9 protein-coding genes and 1 tRNA gene are annotated in these 15,518 nt (G+C 63.6%); 5 read left to right on the forward strand and 5 right to left on the reverse strand.

Translation table 11 applies throughout. The annotated features are described in order from the left end of the window. Positions 1-52: 52 nt before the first annotated feature. The 5 genes from ACUTR7_RS14285 to ACUTR7_RS14305 form a co-directional block, all read right to left on the reverse strand. Positions 53-129 (reverse strand) — tRNA-Met (locus ACUTR7_RS14285). Between the two features lie 129 nt (positions 130-258). Next, positions 259-1,038 carry an enoyl-CoA hydratase gene (locus tag ACUTR7_RS14290; protein WP_012203459.1) on the reverse strand — a complete coding sequence of 260 codons (780 nt, stop codon included), beginning with the start codon at positions 1,036-1,038 and terminating at the stop codon, positions 259-261. 74 nt (positions 1,039-1,112) lie between these two features. Continuing rightward, complete coding sequence (locus tag ACUTR7_RS14295) at positions 1,113-3,044, reverse strand: M61 family metallopeptidase (protein ID WP_445609070.1); 1,932 nt, start codon at positions 3,042-3,044, stop codon at positions 1,113-1,115. A 130-nt stretch (positions 3,045-3,174) separates the two neighbouring features. Then, complete coding sequence (locus ACUTR7_RS14300; RefSeq protein WP_034390564.1) at positions 3,175-3,891, reverse strand: DsbC family protein; 717 nt, start codon at positions 3,889-3,891, stop codon at positions 3,175-3,177. 146 nt (positions 3,892-4,037) lie between these two features. After that, on the reverse strand, positions 4,038-5,183 hold the full coding sequence (locus ACUTR7_RS14305; RefSeq protein WP_172642969.1) for an FAD-dependent monooxygenase: 1,146 nt from the start codon (positions 5,181-5,183) through the stop codon (positions 4,038-4,040). Between the two features lie 174 nt (positions 5,184-5,357). Between ACUTR7_RS14305 and ACUTR7_RS14310 the strand changes: the two genes are divergently transcribed. The 5 genes from ACUTR7_RS14310 (at position 5,358) to ACUTR7_RS14330 (ending at position 15,515) form a co-directional block, all read left to right on the forward strand. Continuing rightward, complete coding sequence (locus ACUTR7_RS14310; RefSeq protein WP_445609071.1) at positions 5,358-6,224, forward strand: MOSC domain-containing protein; 867 nt, start codon at positions 5,358-5,360, stop codon at positions 6,222-6,224. Positions 6,225-6,293: 69 nt separating this feature from the next. Next, complete coding sequence (gene ychF, locus ACUTR7_RS14315; protein WP_012203464.1) at positions 6,294-7,388, forward strand: redox-regulated ATPase YchF; 1,095 nt, start codon at positions 6,294-6,296, stop codon at positions 7,386-7,388. Between the two features lie 196 nt (positions 7,389-7,584). After that, positions 7,585-8,796, forward strand: a complete 1,212-nt coding sequence (locus ACUTR7_RS14320; protein ID WP_445609072.1) for a tyrosine-type recombinase/integrase — start codon at positions 7,585-7,587, stop codon at positions 8,794-8,796. A 335-nt stretch (positions 8,797-9,131) separates the two neighbouring features. Further along, positions 9,132-10,232 (forward strand): Fic family protein, encoded by a 1,101-nt coding sequence (locus ACUTR7_RS14325; RefSeq protein ID WP_445609073.1) that lies wholly within the window; start codon positions 9,132-9,134, stop codon positions 10,230-10,232. Between the two features lie 9 nt (positions 10,233-10,241). Continuing rightward, positions 10,242-15,515, forward strand: coding sequence for a DEAD/DEAH box helicase (locus tag ACUTR7_RS14330; RefSeq protein ID WP_445609074.1), 5,274 nt, complete (start codon positions 10,242-10,244; stop codon positions 15,513-15,515). The last annotated feature ends 3 nt before the right edge of the window (positions 15,516-15,518 follow it).

Genomic DNA, 15,518 nt, shown 5'->3' on the forward strand with positions numbered 1-15,518 from the left:
CAGCGCCAACGGAAAAAGGGTCTACGTTTGCACGTAGACCCTTTTCTTTGTTTGGTGGCGCTTCACGGATTCGAACCGCGGACCTGTGGATTATGATTCCATCGCTCTAACCGACTGAGCTAAAGCGCCGTAAGACCTAAATTATATGCAGAATTTTCGGCCCATCCGGCAAGTTGTGCAAATTTCTCGAAATTTCTTTGCGAGAGGCTTGCTGCGCCTTGCCGGAAGACGCGCATTGTAGCGCGACTTTCAGCCCGCTCAGAGATGCTTGAAGCTGGCGGGACGCTTGTTGACGAAGGCGTCCATGCCTTCCTTCTGGTCCTGCGTGGCGAACAGCGCGTGGAACAGGCGGCGCTCGAACATGACGCCGTCGGCCAGCGAGCCCTCGAAGGCGCGGTTCACCGATTCCTTGGCCGCCATGACGGCAATCTGCGAGAAGCCGCTGATGATGATGGCGGCGCCCAGCGCCTCGTCCATGAGCTTGTCGAAGGGCACGACGCGGCTGACCAGGCCGGCGCGCTCGGCCTCGGTGGCGTCCATCATGCGGGCCGTGAGGGCCATGTCCATGGCCTTGGACTTGCCCACGGCGCGCGGCAGGCGCTGCGTGCCGCCGGCGCCGGGGATCACGCCCAGCTTGATTTCCGGCTGGCCGAACTTCGCATTGTCGGCGGCGATGATGAAGTCGCACATCATGGCCAGCTCGCAGCCGCCGCCGAGGGCAAAGCCGCTGACGGCGGCGATCACGGGCTTGCGGATGGAGCGGATGGCTTCCCAGTTGCGCGTGATGTAGTCGCCCTTGTAGGCATCGGCAAAGCTGTACTTGGCCATGGCGCCGATGTCGGCGCCAGCCGCGAAGGCTTTCTCGCTGCCGGTGATGATCATGCAGCCGATGGCCTCGTCCGCATCGAAGGCCTGCAGGGCCTGGCCCAGCTCGTCCATGAGCTGGTCATTGAGCGCGTTGAGCTGCTTGGGGCGGTTGAGCGTGATGATGCCGACCTTGTCGGCTTCGACGCGAACTTCAATCATTTCGTAGGCCAAGGGAGTCTCCTGCTGGGGTTGTCGTCGTGATCCTCAAGAATAACCGGCCGGCGGCGCGGGACGGCATGCGCCGTTCAGGGCGTGGCAGGCGCCTGCTCAGTGCCCGTGTGCCCGGCCAGCCAGCGTCCAGCGGTCTCCTCGTCCGTGATTTCCAGTCCGAGATTGCTGGGGGCGGGCGCTGCCAGGGTGCCGGATGTGGCAGCTTTTGCATCGCCGTTGTCCGTTTTCTCCACCATGGCGGCGGCCTCGGACAGCAGGCCCGAGCCCCAGGGCAGGGTGAAGGCCAGGATCTGCCGGTCGCGGGCCACCCAGGCGACGATGTCCAGGGCCGTGCCTGCATAAAGCGCCACGTCGTCCAGCCGGGTGATGCGCCAGCGCGCGGGCTGTGAATCCTCGGCGCCGGTGGGCAGCTCGATGGCCAGCCATTCGTCGCCCGCCATGAAGCCGGCGCGCTCGGCCAGGCTGCCGCGCAGCACGGTCTTGATGGTGATGCCCTGGCTTTCCTGCACGCGCAGGCCCAGGCGCTGGGCAGTCTGGGCCGGTTCGGCCTTGGCCTGCACGCCGTGCGCGGCCAGCAGCTCGGCCAGCGGCAGGTCGTCGGTGCCGTGCACCCATTGCGTGATCTCGGGCGCGAAGCTGCGCCCGCCCAGGTCCTGCAGCACGGCCAGCACGTCGGCCTCGCGCATGGGGCCGCCCTGGCAGCGCTGCCACAGCGCGCGCATCACGTCGTCCAGCGTACTGCGGCCTTCGCGGCGCAGTTGCAGGTCCAGGGCCAATGCGACCAGGCAGCCCTTGGTGTAGTAGCTGACGGTCTGGTTGGGCGTGTTCTCGTCCTGGCGGTAGTACTTGACCCAGGCGTCATAGCTGGCCTGGGCCACGGACTGCAGGTGTCGGCCAGGCGTCTGCAGCACCTGGTTGATGGTGCGCGTGATGAGCTTGAGGTACTGGGCGTTGTCGATCAGGCCGGCGCGGCGCAGCAGCAGGTCGTCGTAGTAGCTGGTGAAGCCTTCGAAGAACCACAGCAGCTCGGTGTAGTTCTCCTGCCCGTAGTCGTAGCGTGCGAATTCGGCCGGGCGCAGGCGCTTGACGTTCCAGGTGTGGAAGTACTCGTGGCTGATCAGGCCCAGCAAGGTGGTGTAGCCCTCGGCGGCCTTGCGCTCGCCCACGCGCGGCAGGTCGCGCCGGCCGCAGATCAGGGCCGTGGAGTTGCGGTGCTCAAGACCACCGTAGCCGTCGTCCACCACGTTGAGCATGAACACATAGCGCTGCATGGGCGCGGGCGTGGCCTGCTCGCCCGTACCGTGCCAGAAGGCCAGCACGGTCTCGCAGATCTTGCGTGCGTCGGCAATCAGGCGCGCGCCGTCGAAGCTGGGCGCGGCGCCCGCGACGACGAAGCTGTGCGGCACGCCTGCGGCCACGAAGTCGCCACGCCAGAAGCTGCCCATCTCCACGGGGCAGTCCACCAATTCGTCGTAGTGGGCGGCGCGGTACAGGCCCCAGCCGCGCGCATCGGTGTCCACGGCGTCCAGGCCGGTCGCCACCTGCCACGATGCCGTGGCGTCCGACGCAAGCAGCTGCAGCGTGTGCGGCGTGTCTTCCTGGCCGTGCACGCGCAGGCACAGGCTGGTGCCGTTGAAAAAGCCGCGGCGTCGGTCCAGCCAGGCCGTGCGCACCGAGCTGTCATAGGCGCAGAACTGGTAGTGGAGCACCAGCGGCACGCCGGCTGCGCAGTCGGCCTGCCAGAGGTTCTTGCCCTGCTGGGCCAGCGCGACGGGGCGGCCGTCCTGCTCGGCAGACAGGCCCTGGAGGTTCTTGGAGAATTCCCGCACCAGATAGCTGCCGGGAATCCAGACCGGCAGCGACAGGGTCTGGCCAGCGGCCGGGCGGGCGATGTGCAGTTGCACGCTGAACAGGTGCGCGTCCACATCAAGGGCCTGCACGCGGTAGTGAATGTCCGCTGCGGCAGTGGCAGCGGCGTTGGCGGTGGCGGCGAGGGGAGAGGTCATTCGGGCTCCTGCAGGTGTGGCCTGGAGGCTGCCCGGGCCCGCTGCGGTGGGCTGGAGCCGGGAAGCTCCGGCCGAGGGGGATCAGGTGGGCGGGCCCGGCGTCCACGGCGCCGGGCCCGCCCGGTGGCGGTCAGCGCGCGGCTGCGGCTGCGGCCAGGTTCTTCTCGACTTCCTGGGCGCTGATGGCGCCAGGCACGCGGGTGTTGTTGGTGAAGATGACGGTGGGCGTTCCCGTGATCTTGTACTTGCGGCCAAAGGCCAGGTTGCGCTGCACGGCCGAGGTGTCGCACTGGGCGGCGGCCGGCACCTTGTCGCGCAGCATGTGGTCGGCCCATGCACCGGCCTGGTCCTTGGCGCACCAGATGTTGCGCGACTTCTCGGCCGAGTCGGGGCTCAGGATGGGGTACAGGAACAGGTAGATGGTGACGTTGTCCACGGTCTGCAGGTCGCGCTCGAAACGCTTGCAGTAGCCGCAGTTGGGATCTTCGAACACGGCCATCTTGCGCTCGCCCTTGCCGTGGACGATGGTCACGGCGTCCTTGAGCGGCAACTGCTTGAAGTCCACCGCCGTCAGCTGGTTCATGCGGTCTTCGGTGAGATTGCGGCGCGCCTTGGTGTCGATCAGCTCGCCCTGGATCAGGTAGTTGCCCTTGGCGTCCGTATAGAACAGGTCCGTGCCGATGCGCACCTCGAAGAGGCCGGACATGGGCGTGGGGCGGATTTCGTCGATCTTTTCCAGCTGGGGGATGCGCTCGGTCAGCGTCTTGCGCAGGTTGGCGTCCTGGGCATGGACACCGAGGCTCCAGGTCAGGCTGGCGGCCGTCAGCAGGCAGGCGAAGAGTTTCATGGCAATGCGATGGGTGGGCGGGGCCGCGTTCAGGCCGGCCGCGCCGTGGTTGAGGGGGATTGCGCGGCGCGGGGCGCCACGGAGCAGGGGTACGAGTCGCAAAACGGCAAAGGGTTCAACGGCACGGGATCGGCTTGGCTCCAGGCTCAGGCGCCGCTGCGCGGGTCCAGGCCCATGGCCTGGCGCGCCATCCAGTCCTTGAGCGGGCCGAAGCGCTCGAAGCCCTTCATACCCCAGTTGCGCAGCATCTGCACCGGAACCTCGGAGCGGCTGAACAGCTGCTGCAGCCCGTCCATGGCCAGGCCCATGGGCGCCAGCGCGGCCTTGCGCTCGCGTTCATAGCGGCGCAGCAGGCGCAGATCGCCGGTGCTGCGCCAGTAGCCGCGCTCCTGCAGCACGCGTGCCAGCGCCTGCACATCGCCCAGGCCCAGGTTCAGGCCCTGGCCTGCCAGCGGATGCACGTTGTGGGCGGCATCGCCCACCAGCACCCAGCTGCGGGCCGAGCGTGCATCGCCGTCGGGCATGGAGCCGCACCAGTGGTCGGCCACGGCCTGCTGCAGCGGCCAGGCCATGCGCGGCGCGCTCAGCTCCAGCCGCCCCAGCGCGCCCTGGCTGATGGCTTCCAGCCGCGCGGTGAAATCCTGTGTGTCGGCGGCCAGCCAGCCGTCGGCCAGCTCGCGGGCGATGGACCAGACCACGGCCACGCTGTGGCCTTGCGGGCCGTCCAGTGGCAGCAGGGCCAGGATGCCTTCGGGCGTGAACCACTGTCGCGCCACCTGTCCGTGCGGCAGCTCGCAGTGCAGCCGGGTGGCGATGGCGTGCTGTGCATAGGGCGTGACGGCGAAGTCCACACCGAACTCGCTGCGCGTGCGGCTGGCGCGGCCCTCGCAGATGGCCGTCAGCGGCGCGGCCACGGGCTGGTCCACCACCTCGACCATGGGCTGGTAGCGCACGGCCTCGGCCAGGCGCTGCTCCAGCGCGGGCACATCGACGATCCAGGTCAGGGCCTCGACATCCTGGCTGGCGGCGTCGAACAGCACATGGCCGTCCAGGTCGCCAAAGACTTCCATTTGCGTCACGGGCGTGGCGTGCTGGTCATCGGGCCAGCAACGCAGGCTGTCCAGCAGACCGCGTGCGCTGGCATTGAGCGCGTAGGCGCGCACATCGGGCGCGTTGCCGGTCGGCGCGGCCACCACCAGGGCCACGCGCAGCCGTTCCCGGGCCAGCAGGAGAGCCAGGGTCCGGCCTGCAATGCCGGCCCCGCGTATACATACATCAAAGGTTTGCGCCATGGCCGGCATTGTAGGAGTCCGGGCCATGCCGGGGATTCCAACTGGCGCAAACTCCGGCTTTGGCATGATCTGCCGCAGCCTGCGTCGCCATCTGGCATATTGCCGCCCATCGCATGGCGCCATTCGCGCCATGGATGGCATACACACTCCAGATTTCCCAAAAAGAGCTATCCGATGTTTGACCAAGAAAGAGACGTGCAGGGCCGCATTGCCCAGTTGTGGGTATATCCCGTCAAATCCTGCGCGGGCATCGCGCTGCAAAGCAGCGGCGTCGGCGCCACCGGCCTGGCCTGGGACCGCCACTGGATGGTGGTCGATGCGCAGGGCGAATTCCTGACCCAGCGCGACCATCCGCGCATGGCATGGATACGCCCCGAGCTGGAGGCCGGGCACCTGGTGCTGCACTTTCCCCAGCAGCCGCCGCTGCGCATCGCGCTGCAGGCCACGGGGCCGGAGCGCCGGGCGCGCGTCTGGTCGGACTGGGTGCAGGCCTGGGACATGGGCCCCGAGGCCGCCCGCTGGCTGACGCAGGCCCTGGGCGCGGATTGCGCCCTGGTGCGCTTCGACCCGGCAGCGCCGCGCCGCGCCAGCGAGCGCTGGACCGGGGGCGAGGCCGCACCTGTGCACTTCGCGGACGGCTATCCGCTGCTGGTACTGAGCCAGGCGGCCGTGGATGAACTCAACCAGCGCCTGCAGGCAGCCGGCCACGCCGCGGTGGACGCACGGCGCTTTCGCCCCAACATCGTGATCGAAGGCCTGGAAGCCCACGACGAGGACCGGGTCGACGGGTTCGACGTGCTCGATGCCCAGGGCCTGCGGCTGCGCATGGCCAAGCCCTGCACACGCTGCCCCATTCCCGACATCGACCCCGTCACGGCCGTGCAGGGCACCGCCGTGGGTGACGCCATCCGTACCTACCGCCAGGACGACCGTGTCGATGGCGCCATCACCTTCGGCATGAATGCCGTGCTGGAAGGTCTGCACGACGGGGCCGAACTGGTCGTTGGCCAGTCCGTGGCCGGCGACTGGCAGTTCGCCTGAAACGACAGGAAATGCCCGGTTGACTAAAATACGGGGTTTGTCCCCAGAATCCCTGTAGAAAGCCCTGCCATGAGCCTCAAATGCGGCATCGTGGGCCTGCCCAATGTGGGCAAGTCCACTCTCTTCAACGCGCTGACGAAGGCCGGCATCGCCGCCGAGAACTATCCCTTCTGCACCATCGAGCCGAACACCGGCGTGGTGGAAGTGCCCGATCCGCGCCTGCAGAAGCTGGCCGACATCATCACGCCCGAGCGCATCGTCCCGGCCATCGTTGAATTCGTGGACATCGCGGGCCTGGTGGCCGGCGCCTCCAAGGGTGAAGGCCTGGGCAACCAGTTCCTGGCCCACATCCGCGAGACCGACGCCATCGTCAACGTGGTGCGCTGCTTCGAAGACCCGAACGTCATCCACGTGGCCAACAAGGTGGACCCCATCGCCGACATCGAGGTCATCCAAACCGAGCTGTGCCTGGCCGACCTGGCCACCGTCGAGAAGGCGCTGAACCGCTACAGCAAGGCCGCCAAGTCGGGCAACGACAAGGAAGCCGCCAAGGTGGTGGCGCTGCTGACCCCCATCCAGGCTGCCCTGGACCAGGGCAAGCCCGCACGCACGGTGCCCGTCTCCAAGGAAGACGCGCCCCTGCTCAAGCAGTTCTGCCTGATCACCGCCAAGCCCGCCATGTTCGTGGGCAACGTCAGCGAAGACGGCTTCGAGAACAACCCGCTGCTCGACAGCCTCAAGGCCTATGCCGAGGCACAGGGCGCTCCCGTCGTGGCCATCTGCGCCAAGATCGAGGCTGAAATGGCCGAGATGAGCGACGAAGACCGCGACATGTTCCTGCAGGAACTGGGCCTGGAAGAACCCGGCCTGAACCGCCTGATCCGCGCCGGCTTCGGCCTGCTGGGCCTGCAGACCTACTTCACGGCCGGCGTCAAGGAAGTGCGCGCCTGGACCATCAAGGTCGGCGACACCGCCCCCCAGGCCGCAGGCGTCATCCACGGCGACTTCGAGCGCGGCTTCATCCGTGCCCAGACCATCGCCTTTGACGACTTCATCGCCTTCAAGGGCGAGCAAGGCGCCAAGGACGCGGGCAAGATGCGCGCCGAAGGCAAGGAATATGTCGTCAAGGATGGCGACGTGATGAACTTCCTGTTCAACGTCTGACGATTTTTGCTGGATCTCGGTGGCGCTCAGTAGCGCTTGGTGGACAGGTTGGCCCATTTGAAATCAATGGGTTGCGTAAACAATACGGTCTACTGAGCGTTCCTATTGTTCATCGAGGTCCAGAAAATTCGGGGGTAGCGTTGGGGGTACTCGTGTTCAACCGTGGGGGTACATCTCCCCGCAGTGGAGTCCAACGATGCCCGAGAATCTACTCACCGACCTCAAGGTCAGGTCGGCCAAATCGACTGATCGAGACTGGAAACTATCAGACGGCGGGGGCCTGTTCCTGCTGGTCAAACCTACCGGCGGCAAGCTCTGGCGGTGGAAGTACCGCCTGCAAGGCAAGGAGAACCTCTTTGCCATTGGCGGCTTTCCTCAAGTAAGTCTTGCGGATGCACGTGCGGCCCGAGAGAAGGCGCGTGCCCTGGTCAAGCAAGGCATTCATCCTGCGCATGAGCGGCAGCAGGTCAAGCGGCGCAACCTCGAAGCGCTGGAAGAACGCAAGCGCGCTCGTGAAAGCTCGTTCGCCAAGGTGGCGAAAGCGTACCTGGCGGAGATCAAGCCAGTCTTTGCGCTCAGTTCCTACCGCACGAAAGAATCCCGCATCAGGAAGTACCTGTCGCCCAAGTTCGATGGGATGCCAATGAGCGACATTGGCGTGAAGCAGATTCGCCCGCTGCTGGAGGAGTGCAAGTCACACGGTGCGTGGGCGGCCATTCACGTCAAAGGCGATCTTGCGGCCATCTTCGAGTTCGCGGTGGTGCGGGGTCTGGTCGAGGCCAATCCTATTCCCAGTCTTCGCGGGCTGCTGCGCGTGCCGTTCAGCGAGAGCAAAGCGGCGATGACGCGAGAGCAAATCCAGAAGTTCTATCAGGAGTTGCGCGGCTACCGGGGCTATCCGGAAACCTCGTTGTGCCTGCGGCTGATTGCGCTGACCGCCTGCCGTCCAGGGGAGGCGGCGGATGCCGAGTGGGACGAGTTCGACTTTGAGGATGCCTTGTGGCGTCGGCCTGCGGCGAAGATGAAAGCGCGACGTGATCATGTCAGCCCGTTGTCGGCGCAGGCTATTGCCGTGCTGAAGGATTTGCAGTGCATCACGGGTGGTGGACGCTATCTGTTCCCACACCGGAGCGGCAAGGGCTTCACCACGCCCAATCGGCTGACCTACGCGATGCGAGATATGAACCTGGGCCGGGGCACGACGCCGCATTGCTGGCGGACGACCTTTTCGACCTGGGCCAACGAGAACGGATACCGGCCTGATGCAATTGAACGGCAGCTTGCCCACGTGGAAAGCAACAAGGTGCGGGCGACGTACAACAAGGCGCTGCTGCTGGATCAGAGAAGGACGCTGTTGCAGGACTGGGCGGACTATCTGGGTGCGGCGGAGGGCAGCGGCACGACATAGGGATGAGTTGGCTGGGTGTTGCAGAACCAATGGACAGAGCGACCTTTTCCTTTTCTGGATAGGGCCATTGTCCCTTGATTGCCGTTCCCTTGCCGTTTGCCTTTGCCCTGAGTTGGGCCTGGAAATGGGGTAAACAATGGGTAAAATGGGGTAATTTTGAAATTATTACCCTTTTTTAGGCATTTCCTTCCTGGTCGGCCATGCCGGCCCCTCGCGATCGGGCCTACGTTCAGGAAATGGGGTAATCAAACACCTTTAATGAGGTATTTCTAGATACAATGCCCCATTTAAAGACTATGATTACCCCCATTTAGACAGCCTAGGCTTACATTTCCATGCACTCGCTCACACCCGAGTACCTTGTCGCGCTTCGCTTCGATGGCACTCAGGCCGCCACGTTGCGCACACTGGGCGAGTACCAGGGTAAGCAGCAACTCTACGCCGCACAGTCGCCCGAAGCCCTCAAGGGCCTGCGCCAGATCGCGGTGGTGGAGTCCACCGAGTCGTCTAACCGGCTGGAAGGTGTTGTCGTCGCACCCTCGCGGTTGAAGTCTCTGGTCATCCGCAACGCAACGCCAAAGAGCCGTTCCGAACAGGAGATCGCCGGCTACCGTGATGCCCTGGCGCTGATCCACGAGTCCGCCACGCACATGCCCTTCAGCGAGGGTGTTGTGCTGCAATTACATACCCTGCTGTACCGCTATATGCCGCAGGCGGGCGGGCGCTGGAAGGCCACCAATAACGACATCATCGAGCGTCACCCAGACGGCACTTCGCGTCTGCGCTTCCAACCCGTCGCTGCGCACCTGACGCCGATGGCCATGGCTGATTTGACAGGGCGCTACGCTACCGCGCTGGACCAGCACCTGGCCGACCCGTTGGTACTGGTGCCGCTGGCGATGCTCGACTTCCTGTGCATCCACCCTTTCCCGGACGGCAACGGTCGCATGTCCCGCTTGTTGACCCTGCTGCTGCTCTACCACTTCGACTATGCCGTGGGCCGCTACATCAGCTTGGAACGCATCTTCGAAGATACCAAGGAAAGCTATTACGAGACGCTGGAAGCAAGCTCGCAGGGCTGGCACCAGGGGCAGCACGACGTAAAGCCCTGGCTCGACTACTTCTGGGGAGCCTTGCTACGGGCATACCGCGAGTTCGAGGAGCGTGTCGGCACCATCGAGCGTGGCCGTGGCAGTAAAGGAGACCGGGTGCGTGCGGAAGTCCTGGGGCGCACCCTGCCGTTCTCGATTTCCGAGATTGAAGAGGCCTGCCCGGGCGTGAGCCGGGACATGGTTCGACTAGTGCTGCGAGCGATGAAATCAGAGCGGTTGATCGAATCGACTGGCAAGGGGCGAGGGGCGAAATGGAAGCGCATCACAGCAGGCACCCCCGGTAGTACAGCGGTTCTGGCGATTGGCCACAAGATGGATCAGTGAGGACTCTCCATGGATAACGTTTTCCAATTCCGCGACCAACTCATCGAACGATACGGCAGCTTTTCCCGCAGTTTCGTTCGCATCGCTGCGCCTGATATCCAAGCCGAGGTCGAACATCAATATGCGCAAGGTCGCTATTGGCCTGAGCCGCTGGTGCAGATCAACCCGAATTACCAACGCCAGGGCACGGTGCAGAACCTGGCGGCACAGGGGGTCTTGCATGCTGCCTGCGCAGAGATCTTCCAGGTCGGGAAGTCTGAAGGTTCGCCAGAACCTCTGCATCTTTACAAGCACCAGATGGAAGCCTTGGCCAAAGGCCAGGAACGCCAAAGCTATGTGGTCACGACCGGAACGGGGTCGGGGAAGTCCCTGTCCTTTTTCATCCCGATCATCGACTGCATACTCAAGGCCAAGCAATCCGATGGCAAAGCACGTACCAGGGCCATTGTCATCTATCCGATGAATGCTCTGGCCAACAGCCAGCTGGAAGAACTCGACAAGTTTCTGCATGGCTATGCGCCAGAGCTTCGTCCCTTCACCGTCAAGCGTTACACCGGCCAGGAAAGCAAGGCGGAACGCAGCGCCATCGCGGATGACCCGCCCGATATCCTGCTCACTAACTTCATGATGCTGGAGTACATCCTCACGCGCTTCGACGAAGTGGATCGGCGTGTGGTGGAGCACTGCGAGGGACTTGAGTTCCTGGTGCTGGATGAGTTGCATACCTATCGTGGCCGTCAAGGGGCGGACGTTGCCTTGCTAGTGCGGCGCCTGCGAGAGCGCTTGAAAGCCGAGCAACTGGTCTGCATCGGCACGTCGGCCACCATGTCCAGCACAGGTAGCCAAGCCGACCGTAACCGCGTGGTGGCCGATGTGGCTAGCAAACTTTTTGGCACCCAGCTCAGCGAGCATGACGTCATCGGCGAGACCTTGGAGCGCGTCACCAACCCGCTCAAGGACGTCAACGCCATCCGCACAGAACTACCGGCGGCCATTACGCGAAAGCAGGATAGCTGGGCTGAGTTCGACGCCTTTCGCAATGATCCGTTATCCATCTGGGTGGAATTGAACCTGGGTATCGAACTACCTGCCGACGAGCCTCCCAGGCGGGCGAGACCTATGATGTTGGAAGAGGCCAGTCGCCGTCTAGCTGAAGACGCGGGTTGCCAGCCTGAAGCCGCTCGCACTGCCCTGCAGCGCTTTCTAGTGGCTGCCCATAATGTGCGCACGCCTCAGGGCAGGCCGCCTTTCGCGTTCAAGCTGCACCAGTTCATCAGCGGCCCCGGCAAGGTGCTCACCACGTTGGAGGCGCGAGGTAAGCGCCATGTCACGCTCGATGCTCAGCGTTTCGCGCCGGGGCGACAGCAAGAGAATGTGCTGCTTTACCCGACGCACTTCTGCCGCGATTGCGGCCAGGAGTACCTACCTGTCTGGCACGCACAGCAACCGGTCAGCTTCAGCTCACGTGAAATCGACGATATCGCGGCAGAAGACGACGCCAGCTATGGCTTCCTGTGTCCTCTGGTGCCCGGGCAGCAATACGGCGGCCTGCTCGAAGACCTGCCGGAAACCTGGATCGACCTCAGCCGTAGCGAACCCAAAATCAAGCCAGCCTACAAGAATGCCGTTCCCTATATGGTCACGGTCGATGCCAAAGGGCAAACGGGCTCGGGGACGGAGTTCTGGTTCATTCCGGGAAAGTTCCGTTTCTGCCTGAACTGCGGTACGACACACGAAGCCCACGGCAAGGATGCCAACCGCCTCTCCAGCCTGTCCGGCGAAGGCCGCTCCTCGGCTACCACCATGATTGCCCTGGCGGCCTTGCAGCAATTGTTCGCACTTTCCGAACCTGCGCCAGGGCAGCCTGACCCACGCAAGTTGCTTGGGTTTACTGACAACCGCCAGGATGCCGCTCTGCAGGCGGGACATTTCAACGACTTCATTTTCCTGCTGACGCTGCGTGCCGGCTTGATCGGCGCACTACAGGGCAGCGGCAGCCAACTCGATGAGGAGCACCTGGCCGAAAGCGTCTTCAAGGCCCTCGGCTTTCAAGGGGTCGATGAAGCGACCTTGGTGGAGTATCTGCGCACCCCCAAGCTCATGGGACTGGCCCGACAAGAAGCGCAACGCACATTGCGCTTCATCATTGCCTACCGGCTACTGCGTGATCTGCGGCGTGGCTGGCGCTTCAATAATCCGAATCTGGATCAACTCGGCCTGTTGCAGATTCGGTATCGAGACCTAGATGCCTTTTGCGCTGACGCCAGCATCTTTGCTGCAAACAGCACCTTGACCAAATTGACGGCAGTGCAGCGTACAGTTTTGTTCGAACTACTGTTCGACGCTTTGCGGCGCCATCTGTGCCTGGAAAGTCGTTACCTCGACCCGGTCGAGCAGGATAAGGCACGCACCAGCGCCCACACCTACCTGAATGAGCGTTGGACCTTCGCTCCCGACGAGAAACTCGATACCGGCCGCTATCTCATCCTCGGCAAGCGCCCGGAATACAAGGGCAAGCCGCGCACCGACCTAGTGACAGGTGGTCCACGCTCTCGTCTGCTACGGCAAATAAAGACGGCCGCCTTCTGGCGCAACAGCGCCTGCGCCAGCGAGGTCGCGCAGTGGAAAGATGTCGAGTGGGCTAAGCTGATCGAAGCGCTGCTGGAGTCTGCCAAGGACTATGGTTATGTGCAGCGCCAACCTATCGACGCCCAGCTCGCAGGCTGGCGCCTGAACGCGGCTGCCCTGGACTGGTGCTTGATTGCCGATCAGCCGCAAACTGATAGCAATCGAATCAACCAGTATTTCCGCACCCTGTATCTCGGCATTGCTGACCTGCTGCGTCAGCCCTCGCATCCGCTGTTCGACTTCGAGGCCCAAGAACACACAGCCCAGGTGGATGCGCCACGTCGGCAACTGCTGGAGCAGCGTTTTCGCTACACCGAAAAAGACAGGCAGGATTGGGCGCAGAACCCGGCCCACGAAGCGCCGTTGGAGCGGCTGCCGGTGATGTTCTGTTCCCCCACGATGGAGCTGGGCGTGGATATCTCCGCGCTCAACACCGTGTACCTGCGTAATGTGCCGCCGACCCCCGCCAACTACGCCCAGCGCAGCGGCCGTGCCGGTCGCTCGGGTCAGCAGGCGCTGGTCATCACCTATTGCGCGGCGCTCAGTCCGCATGACCAGTGGTTCTTCCACAATGCTGAGCAAATGGTGCATGGCGTCGTGCGCGCGCCAACCCTCGATCTGAGCAACCGTGATCTCATCGACAGCCACCTGCAAGCGGTCTGGCTTGCCAGTACCCAGGTGCCGCTGGACGACAGCATTGCGCCGATGCTGGATCTCGACCAGCCCGGTAAACCACTGAAACAGCCCTTGCACGAAGCACTGCGGGCGCAGGCTGTCCAGCAGCGGGCCTTGGCCAGTGCCGACCGGGTCATCAACCAGCTTGAGGGCGAGCTTGAAGGCAGCGCCTGGTTCACGCCTGACTATGTGCGCCAGGTCATCGACAACGCGGCGCAGGCGTTCTCTGGGGCGCTGGAGCGCTGGCGCGTGCTGTTCGATGCTACCCGCCAGCAGATGGATATGGCCGATCGCATCGTCAAGAGCCATACCGCCTCGCACATGGAGCGCCAAAATGCCCAGCGCCGCTACGGCGACGCCGCGCGCCAGTACGCCGTATTGCTCAAGTCCGGCAACGGCCAGAACAATGACTTCTATACCTATCGCTACTTGGCCAGCCAAGGCTTTTTGCCAGGCTACAACTTCCCGCGCCTGCCGCTGATGGCCTGGATTCCCGCCCGTGGCGGCCAGGCCGTCAATGGCAAGGATGACGAAGGCAGCATGGTCAGCCGGCCGCGCTTCCTGGCCCTGTCCGAATTCGGCCCCCGTAGCCTCATTTATCACCAGGGTCGCATGTACCGCGTGGTGCGTGCCAAACTCAACGTAGGCAATACAGACCACATTTCCGGCAACAGCCAGTTGGCCACCATTGCCTCGTTGGTGTGCAGCCAATGCGGCTACGGCCATCTCGGCGAGCCGGGCGGCGAACAACCGCTGGTCAATCGCTGCGAGAACTGCGACGCCTTGCTCACCGAGCACGATTGGGTGCGCGAGCTCTACCGCATCGAAACCGTGGAGACCGTGGCCACCGAGCGCATCTCCATCAACGACGAGGAGCGCCAGCGTCAGGGCTTCGAGCTGCAAACCACCTACCGCTTTCTACCCGGCCCCGATGGCCGTATCCAGCAGCAGAAGGCCACGATCCAACAAGGCGAGGACGTGCTAGGCGAGCTCACCTACGCGCCCGCTGCGCAAATCTGGCGCATTAATCGCGGCTGGCGCAGGCGCAAAGACAAGGAGCAACTGGGCTTCTACATCAATCCCATCACGGGCACCTGGAGCAAGCAGGACGCACCGGATGCGGAAGACGACCAGGGCGGCGACGATGCTTTGCTGGAGAAGGTGCCCAACCAGCGCATCGTTCCTTTTGTGGAAGATCATCGCAATCTGCTGATCTTCGCTCCCGTACATGCCCTGTCGCTGGAGGCCATGGCCACTTTGCAGGCCGCGCTCAAGCGCGGCATCGAAATGACTTTCCAGATCGAGGAATCCGAACTGGTGGTCGAGCCACTGCCGAAGTCCGACGAGCGCCGCGCCTTGCTGTTCTACGAAGCGGCGGAAGGCGGTGCGGGTGTGCTCACTCGCCTGGCAAACAATCGCGACGACCTTGCTCTCGTAGCCAGCAATGCCCTGCAACTGATTCACTATCGCAAACCGCAGAGCAGCATTTGGACGCTGGACGATCTGCCGTCGCTGGAACAGACCGATGCACTTGGCAATCATCAGTGCGAAGCCGGCTGCTATCAGTGCCTGCTGTCCTACTTCAACCAGCCGGATCACGAACACATCAACCGCCGCAATGCGGATGCGCTCAAGCTGCTGGTCGCGCTGGCCAATGCCCAGGTACAGCCCGTAACGAGCAGCCCGGCCACCGTTGCCTCGACGACTTCAGCTGACGAGCCACTTGATGCTTGGCTGTCCGCGCTCCGCCAGACAGGGGCTATACAACCTGATGCGGTCAACGTGTCCGTCAACAATGGCGCAGCCACCGCAGCGGCCCAGTACAAGGCATCTCGTGCTTTGGTGTTTCTGTCAGCGGTGGATGAGCAGGTCACCAGCGTATTGCAGGACAAAGGCTGGCAGGTGCTCGATTTTTCGGACGCTTCACGTTGGTCACAACAATTCGCCGCGCACGCCGATGTGTTCGGTTCCAAGGAATAAAGG

It is taken from the genome of Delftia sp. NA_296.1 (genome assembly GCF_052692095.1).